At 65.7% G+C, this 6,545-nt stretch carries 13 protein-coding genes; 2 read left to right on the plus strand and 11 right to left on the minus strand.

What is annotated here, in order from left to right; all coding sequences use genetic code 11:
- Nucleotides 1-2: 2 nt before the first annotated feature.
- From rpsQ to rpsJ, 11 genes are read right to left on the minus strand one after another with little or no spacing between them, the layout of a single operon-like run.
- Nucleotides 3-293 carry a 30S ribosomal protein S17 gene (gene rpsQ, locus A9310_RS15510; RefSeq protein WP_058252339.1) on the minus strand — a complete coding sequence of 97 codons (291 nt, stop codon included), beginning with the start codon at nt 291-293 and terminating at the stop codon, nt 3-5.
- Entirely contained in the window at nt 290-523 is a 234-nt protein-coding gene (gene rpmC / locus A9310_RS15515) for a 50S ribosomal protein L29 (RefSeq protein ID WP_004020547.1), read from the minus strand. The genes rpsQ and rpmC overlap by 4 nt, the downstream gene beginning before the upstream one ends.
- Nucleotides 523-939, minus strand: coding sequence for a 50S ribosomal protein L16 (gene rplP / locus A9310_RS15520; RefSeq protein ID WP_004020548.1), 417 nt, complete (start codon nt 937-939; stop codon nt 523-525). Before rplP ends, rpmC begins: the two co-directional genes overlap by 1 nt.
- Nucleotides 940-942: 3 nt before the next feature.
- Nucleotides 943-1,749, minus strand: coding sequence for a 30S ribosomal protein S3 (gene rpsC, locus A9310_RS15525; RefSeq protein WP_004020549.1), 807 nt, complete (start codon nt 1,747-1,749; stop codon nt 943-945).
- Between the two features lie 2 nt (nt 1,750-1,751).
- Nucleotides 1,752-2,162 (minus strand): 50S ribosomal protein L22, encoded by a 411-nt coding sequence (rplV, locus tag A9310_RS15530; protein ID WP_004020550.1) that lies wholly within the window; start codon nt 2,160-2,162, stop codon nt 1,752-1,754.
- The gene (gene rpsS, locus A9310_RS15535) at nt 2,162-2,443 is read right to left on the minus strand and encodes a 30S ribosomal protein S19 (RefSeq protein ID WP_004020551.1); all 282 of its coding nucleotides are present in this window, start codon (nt 2,441-2,443) and stop codon (nt 2,162-2,164) included. The genes rplV and rpsS overlap by 1 nt, the downstream gene beginning before the upstream one ends.
- A 17-nt stretch (nt 2,444-2,460) precedes the next feature.
- On the minus strand, nt 2,461-3,297 hold the full coding sequence (gene rplB, locus A9310_RS15540; protein WP_004020552.1) for a 50S ribosomal protein L2: 837 nt from the start codon (nt 3,295-3,297) through the stop codon (nt 2,461-2,463).
- Between the two features lie 30 nt (nt 3,298-3,327).
- Nucleotides 3,328-3,633 (minus strand): 50S ribosomal protein L23, encoded by a 306-nt coding sequence (rplW, locus tag A9310_RS15545; RefSeq protein ID WP_058252341.1) that lies wholly within the window; start codon nt 3,631-3,633, stop codon nt 3,328-3,330.
- Nucleotide 3,634: 1 nt separating this feature from the next.
- The gene (gene rplD / locus A9310_RS15550; protein ID WP_058252342.1) at nt 3,635-4,324 is read right to left on the minus strand and encodes a 50S ribosomal protein L4; all 690 of its coding nucleotides are present in this window, start codon (nt 4,322-4,324) and stop codon (nt 3,635-3,637) included.
- Nucleotides 4,321-4,977 carry a 50S ribosomal protein L3 gene (gene rplC / locus A9310_RS15555; RefSeq protein WP_058252343.1) on the minus strand — a complete coding sequence of 219 codons (657 nt, stop codon included), beginning with the start codon at nt 4,975-4,977 and terminating at the stop codon, nt 4,321-4,323. Before rplC ends, rplD begins: the two co-directional genes overlap by 4 nt.
- A 19-nt stretch (nt 4,978-4,996) precedes the next feature.
- A complete protein-coding gene (gene rpsJ, locus A9310_RS15560) occupies nt 4,997-5,302 on the minus strand; it encodes a 30S ribosomal protein S10 (protein ID WP_003938093.1) in 306 nt (101 codons plus the stop codon).
- A gap of 405 nt (nt 5,303-5,707) precedes the next feature.
- Here rpsJ and A9310_RS15565 point away from each other — a divergent pair, with 405 nt between their 5' ends.
- Both A9310_RS15565 and A9310_RS15570 read left to right on the plus strand, forming a co-directional pair.
- Nucleotides 5,708-6,184: a hotdog fold domain-containing protein gene (locus tag A9310_RS15565; RefSeq protein WP_065631410.1), complete on the plus strand. Its 477-nt coding sequence runs from the start codon at nt 5,708-5,710 to the stop codon at nt 6,182-6,184.
- Nucleotides 6,185-6,300: 116 nt separating this feature from the next.
- Nucleotides 6,301-6,545, plus strand: a 245-nt coding sequence (locus A9310_RS15570) for a transposase (protein WP_139104637.1), incomplete at its 3' end; no start/stop codon positions are given.

Below are 6,545 nucleotides of genomic sequence, written 5' to 3' on the forward strand. Positions count from 1 at the left end.
GCCTACTTGGCCTTCTCCAGCACCTCGACGAGACGCCAGTGCTTGGTCGCCGACAGCGGGCGGGTCTCCATGATCCGCACGCGGTCACCGACGCCGGCATCGCCGTTCTCGTCGTGGGCCTTGACCTTGCTCGTGGTCCGGATGATCTTGCCGTAGAGCGGGTGGCTCTTACGATCTTCCAGCTCGACCACGATGGTCTTCTGCATCTTGTCGCTGACCACGTAGCCGATGCGCTCCTTGCGGCGTGCGCGCACCTCGGTCTGGGTTTCGGTCACCTTCTGGTCCTCACTCATGCGTCATCACCATCCGGTCCGGACGCCAGGCCCAGCTCCCGTTCGCGCATCACGGTGTAGATACGCGCGATCTCGCGACGCACGGTCCGCAGGCGACGGTTGTTGTCGAGCTGGCCGGTGGCCATCTGGAACCGAAGGTTGAACAGTTCTTCCTTCGACTCTTTCAGGCGATCGACCAGATCAGCGTCGTTGAGCTCACGAAGCTCGTTCGCAGCAACTCCGAGTGCCATCAGAACTGCTCCTCTCTGGTCACGATCCTGGTCTTGATGGGGAGCTTGTGCTGCGCGCGACGCAGGGCCTCGCGAGCGATCTCCTCATTCGGGTAGGTCATCTCGAACAGCACGCGACCCGGCTTGACCGGGGCGACCCACCACTCGGGCGAACCCTTACCCGAACCCATGCGGGTCTCGGCCGGCTTCTTGGTCAGCGGGCGGTCCGGGAAGATGTTGATCCAGACCTTGCCGCCACGCTTGATGTGCCGGTTGATCGCGATACGAGCGGACTCGATCTGACGATTGGTGATGTACGCGCCTTCCAGAGCCTGGATGCCGTAATCGCCGAACGTCACCTTGGTGCCGCCCTTGGCCTGCCCCTTGAGGCTGGGGTGGTGCTGCTTGCGGTGCTTGACCCGACGTGGGATCAACATGGCCTAGCCCTCCTGCTTCTCAGCCGCACCAGCGGTGGCCTCGGCGGGAGCGGCTTCGGCCGCGCGAGCGGCGTCGGTGCTCGTCGCAGTGGTGCCCGAGGCACCGCTACGCCGGGGCCGGCTGGGCCGGCGCGGACGGCGATCCTCGGCTGCCGGAGCGGCCGCGGCCAGCTCACGACGTCCACCGACGATGTCGCCCTTGTAGATCCACACCTTCACGCCGATCCGGCCGAAGGTGGTCTTGGCTTCGTAGAGTCCGTAGTCGATGTCGGCGCGCAGCGTGTGCAGCGGCACGCGACCCTCGCGGTAGAACTCACTGCGGCTCATCTCTGCGCCGCCCAGACGACCCGAGCACTGGACCCGGATGCCCTTCACGTTCGGCTGACGCATCGCCGACTGGATCGCCTTGCGCATCGCGCGGCGGAACGCCACACGGTTGCTCAGCTGCTCGGCGACGCCCTGGGCCACCAGCTGGGCCTCGGACTCGGCGTTCTTGACCTCGAGGATGTTCAGCTGGACCTGCTTACCGGTCAGCTTCTCCAGGTCGCCACGGATGCGATCGGCCTCGGCGCCACGGCGACCGATGACGATGCCCGGACGCGCGGTGTGGATGTCGACGCGAACCCGGTCACGGGTGCGCTCGATCTCCACCTTCGCGATGCCGGCCCGCTCGAGCCCCGTGGAGAGGAGCTTGCGGATGGCGACATCCTCTTTGACGTAGTCCGCGTACTGCTTGTCGGCGTACCACCGCGACTTCCAGTCGGTGGTGATGCCCAGACGGAAGCCGTGCGGGTTGATTTTCTGGCCCACTACTAGGCTCCCTTCTTCTTCGGCTGACGCGAACGGCCACGGCCGCCGGCTGCCTTCTCCGGCAGGCTCTCCACGACCACGGTGATGTGGCTGGTGCGCTTGCGGATACGGAACGCACGACCCTGCGCGCGCGGCTGGAAGCGCTTGAGGGTCGGGCCCTCGTCGGCGAACGCGGTGGCGACGACCAGGGTCCGGCGATCCAGATCCAGGTTGTTCTCCGCGTTGGCCACGGCACTCGCCAGGACCTTGTACACGGGCTCGGACGCCGACTGCGGTGCGAACCGCAGGATGTCGAGGGCCTCGTCCACGTTCTTGCCGCGGACCAGGTCCAGGACACGACGCGCCTTCATCGGCGTGACGCGCACGAACTTGGCGGTCGCCTTTGCTGTCGGATTATCGGTCTGCGTAGTCATTACCGGCGCTTCGCTTTCCGGTCATCCTTGATGTGACCCTTGAAGGTACGGGTGGGGGCGAACTCGCCCAGCTTGTGCCCGACCATCGAATCCGAGATGAACACCGGCACGTGCTTGCGGCCGTCGTGGACGGCAAAGGTGTGACCGATGAAGTCGGGAATGATGGTCGAACGACGGGACCAGGTCTTGATGACCTGCTTGGTGCCCTTCTCGTTCTGGACATCCACCTTCTTCAGGAGGTGGTCGTCGACGAACGGGCCCTTCTTGAGGCTGCGTGGCATTCTCTTACCTCCTCCTGTTATCGCTTGTTCTTGCCGGTACGACGGCGGCGGACGATCAGCTTGTCGCTGGCCTTGTTCTTGCGGGTACGGCCCTCAGGCTTGCCCCACGGGCTGACCGGGTGGCGACCACCGGAGGTCTTGCCCTCACCACCACCGTGCGGGTGGTCGACCGGGTTCATGACCACACCACGGACGGTCGGGCGCTTGCCCTTCCACCGCATACGGCCGGCCTTGCCCCAGTTGATGTTGCTCTGCTCGGCGTTGCCCACCTCGCCGACGGTGGCGCGGCAGCGCACGTCGACGCGACGGATCTCGCCGGAGGGCATACGGAGGGTGGCGTAGGTGCCTTCCTTGCCCAGCAGCTGGATCGACGATCCCGCGCTGCGGGCCATCTTCGCGCCGCCACCCGGACGCAGCTCCACGGCGTGGACCTGGGTACCGGTCGGGATGTTGCGCAGCGGCAGGTTGTTGCCGGGCTTGATGTCGGCGGTCGAGCCGCTCTCGACGACGTCACCCTGCTTCAGTCCCTTGGGCGCGATGATGTAGCGCTTCTCGCCGTCGACGTAGTGCAGCAACGCGATCCGCGCGGTGCGGTTCGGGTCGTACTCGATGTGAGCGACCTTGGCGTTGATGCCGTCCTTGTCGTTGCGACGGAAGTCGATCAGACGGTAGGCGCGCTTGTGGCCGCCACCCTTGTGACGAGTGGTGATACGGCCGTGAGCGTTTCGGCCACCACGCCCGTGCAGCGGACGCACCAGCGACTTCTCCGGGTGGTCACGGGTGACCTCGGCGAAGTCGGAGCCGCTGGCCCCACGACGACCCGGGGTCGTCGGCTTGTACTTACGAATAGCCATGAGTCTCTAGTCCTTCTCTGGGCGCCCCGGTCAGCTGACCGAGCCCCCGAAGATCTCGATGGGCTTGCTGTCTGCGGTCAGCGACACGATGGCGCGCTTGGTGGACTTGCGCTGGCCGTAGCCGGTGCGGGTCCGCTTGCGCTTGCCCTGTCGGTTCGCGGTGTTGACGCTGGCAACGCTGACACCGAAGATCTTCTCGATCGCGATCTTGATCTCGGTCTTGTTGGACTCCGGGTGCACCAGGAAGGTGTACACGTTGTCCTCCATGAGCCCGTAGGACTTCTCCGAGATCACGGGCGCCAGGATGATGTCGCGCGGGTCGGCAACGGTCGCCATGTCAGGCCTCCTCTGCTGTCTTCTCGACGGCAGCCTTGGCATCCGCCGTGTTCTGCTCGATGAAGGCATTGAGCGTCTCGACGCTGAACACCACCTCGTCCGAATCCAGGACGTCGTAGGTGTTGAGCTGATCCGGCGCGATCGGCAGCACGTTCTGCAGGTTCGCGACACTCAGCCACGCCGTCAGGTCCTCGCGGCCGAGGACGACCAGGAACTTACGGCGATCCGAGAGGCTCTCCAGGAACTGACGCGCCGACTTGGTCGAGGGCTTCTGCCCGGAGACCAGTTCGGTGATCACGTGGATGCGCTCGTTACGAGCGCGATCGCTCAGCGCACCGCGCAGTGCGGCCGCCTTCATCTTCTTGGGGGTGCGCTGGCTGTAGTCGCGCGGCTGCGGGCCGTGGACGGTGCCACCGCCGGCGAACTGCGGCGCGCGGGTCGAACCCTGACGCGCACGGCCGGTGCCCTTCTGGCGGTACGGCTTGGCGCCACCGCCGCGGACCTCGCCGCGGGTCTTGGTGGAGTGCGTGCCCTGGCGTGCCGCGGCCTGCTGGGCCACGACGACCTGATGCATCAGCGCGATGTTGGCCGGGGCGTCGAAGAGCGCGGCGGGCAGGTCAACGGTTCCGTTGGTCTTGCCGTCGGCGGTCTTGACGTCCAGCGTCAGCTTGGTAGCCGTCTCGGTGCTCATTTGGCACCACCCTTCACTGCGTCGCGAACCATCACGATGCCGCCCTTGCGACCCGGGATCGCTCCCTTGATCAGCAGGAGACCGGCCTCGGCGTCCACCTTGTGGACGGTGAGGTTCTGCGTGGTCACCTTGTCGTTACCCATGCGGCCTGCCATGCGCATGCCCTTGAACACGCGACCCGGCGTGGCGCAGCCACCGATCGAACCCGGAGCGCGGTGTACGCGGTGGGCACCGTGGCTGGCGCCCAGACCGGCGAAGCCGTGACGCTTCATGACGCCGGCGAAGCCCTTGCCCTTGGAGGTGCCGGTGACGTCGACCAGCGCGCCGTCGGCGAAGATCTCGGCGGTCAGTTCCTGACCGACCTCGAACTCGGCGACATCGTTGACGCGGATCTCGGCCAGGTGGCGGCGCGGGGTGACCCCGGCCTTGCCGAACTGACCGGCGACCGGCTTGGTCACCTTGCGGGGATCGACGGCGCCGTAGGCGAGCTGGACAGCCGTGTAGCCGTCACGGTCCGCGGTGCGGAGCTGGGTGATCACGTTCGGGCCGGCCTGGATGACAGTCACCGGGACGACGCGGTTGTTCTCGTCGAAGACCTGGGTCATGCCGAGCTTGGTGCCCAGGATGCCCTTGGTCGAACTCTGATTGCTCATGTGTTATCTCGCCCCCGTCCTACTGGATGTTGACGTCGACGCTGGCCGGCAGGTCGATGCGCATGAGCGCGTCGACCGTCTTCGGTGTCGGGTCGAGGATGTCGATGAGTCGCTTGTGGGTACGCATCTCGAAGTGTTCGCGGCTGTCCTTGTACTTGTGCGGCGAACGGATGACGCAGTACACGTTCTTCTCGGTGGGCAATGGCACCGGGCCGACGACGCGTGCCCCGGTACGGGTCACGGTCTCCACGATCTTGCGCGCCGAAGCGTCGATCGCCTCGTGGTCGTAGGCCTTGAGCCTGATGCGGATCTTTTGTCCCGCCACGCTGTGTCCTCTTCCGTCAGTTGTTCTCGACAGACAAACACCGCGTGATCTGGACCGACCTCTCGCCGGCTGAGCACATGACCACCGTGTGAGATACGGCAATCGACGCTGTTCATCTGTCGTTGTACGTTGGCTCGCACCTGGTACGAGCCGGTTTGCTCCGGCACCCGCGGTCGGGCGTGTCGGGACCGTGAACCGATGTCGGGGCACGCGTTACACGCCCAGTCCCCGTAGACCGGGCCTGGGAGTCATTCACCTGATCGCGACCGCGGGTCTGGCACATGGCACAACCTGCGTCCGCCGGTCAAGGCAACCCGAACAGTATGCATCAGGTCGGGAGCACGATCAAATCAGCGCCGGCGACCGTCGGCCGAACCTTACCTGACCGATGAGTAAGATACCGCCATGAGTTCCACGAACCCCACCTTCGCCCTGCGCAAGAAGCTGCCCGCCAATCCGCTGGGCAACGTCCTCTTCTCCCTCGGCATGGTCGCGAAGGTCCCGTACTTCGGCACCGTCCTGCCTCTCGTGCAGGAGATGGAGCCCGGCTACTGCAAGGTCACTGCACCCAACTGGTTCGGCGTCCACAACCACATCGGCACCTTCCACGCGATCGCGGCGTGCAACCTCGCCGAGGCCGCGATGGGGATGCTGATGGAGGCCACCACGCCCACCACCCACCGTTGGATTCCCAAGGCGATGCAGACCCGCTATCTGACGAAGGCCACAACGCGCCTGACCGCCGAGGCGCGACTGGCCGACCCCGTCGACTTCGACGCGATCACCACCGGCACCGACGTCACCGTGTCGGTGAGCATCGTCGACACCGAGGGCGTCGAGGTCGTGCACTGCGACATCACCACCTGGGTGACGCCGAAGTAGTCGCCCCGCCCGGGGTGCCGTCCCGACCGGCTGCTCCTAGGAGACTGCTGAAATAGTCGGCGCCGTTTCGGTGTGGGGTGAGCGGGTTTGCCTGGTGGGCTGGGATCCTGGTGGGTATGCAGGGTGAGCCGGATCGTCAGGGTGAGTTTCTGGATGTGAACTCGGTCGTCGGGCATTTGCTGGCCGAGGGCAGTGTGTTCGCGTTTTTGGCTGCTCATCGCGAGCAGTTGTTCCCTGCGGAGATGTTCGCGGACCTGTTTCCCAGCGGCCGGGGCCGTCCGTCGATCCCGCCGGCCACGATGGCGTCGGTGATCGTGCTGCAAACGCTGCAGGGTTTGTCCGATCGCGAAGCCGCTGATGC

The sequence above is a fragment of the Gordonia sp. UCD-TK1 genome, from assembly GCF_001691435.1.
GTDB classification, from domain to species: Bacteria; Actinomycetota; Actinomycetes; order Mycobacteriales; family Mycobacteriaceae; genus Gordonia; species Gordonia hongkongensis.

What these genes read in the sequence shown, in the direction of transcription:
- rpsQ (WP_058252339.1), bottom strand. Translation starts at nt 293, where the DNA reads ATGAGTGAGGACCAGAAGGTGACCGAAACCCAGACCGAGGTGCGCGCA.
- rpmC (WP_004020547.1), bottom strand. Translation starts at nt 523, where the DNA reads ATGGCACTCGGAGTTGCTGCGAACGAGCTTCGTGAGCTCAACGACGCT.
- rplP (WP_004020548.1), bottom strand. Translation starts at nt 939, where the DNA reads ATGTTGATCCCACGTCGGGTCAAGCACCGCAAGCAGCACCACCCCAGC.
- rplV (WP_004020550.1), bottom strand. Translation starts at nt 2,162, where the DNA reads ATGACTACGCAGACCGATAATCCGACAGCAAAGGCGACCGCCAAGTTC.
- rpsS (WP_004020551.1), bottom strand. Translation starts at nt 2,443, where the DNA reads ATGCCACGCAGCCTCAAGAAGGGCCCGTTCGTCGACGACCACCTCCTG.
- rplB (WP_004020552.1), bottom strand. Translation starts at nt 3,297, where the DNA reads ATGGCTATTCGTAAGTACAAGCCGACGACCCCGGGTCGTCGTGGGGCC.
- rplW (WP_058252341.1), bottom strand. Translation starts at nt 3,633, where the DNA reads ATGGCGACCGTTGCCGACCCGCGCGACATCATCCTGGCGCCCGTGATC.
- rplD (WP_058252342.1), bottom strand. Translation starts at nt 4,324, where the DNA reads ATGAGCACCGAGACGGCTACCAAGCTGACGCTGGACGTCAAGACCGCC.
- rplC (WP_058252343.1), bottom strand. Translation starts at nt 4,977, where the DNA reads ATGAGCAATCAGAGTTCGACCAAGGGCATCCTGGGCACCAAGCTCGGC.
- A9310_RS15565 (WP_065631410.1), top strand. Translation starts at nt 5,708, where the DNA reads ATGAGTTCCACGAACCCCACCTTCGCCCTGCGCAAGAAGCTGCCCGCC.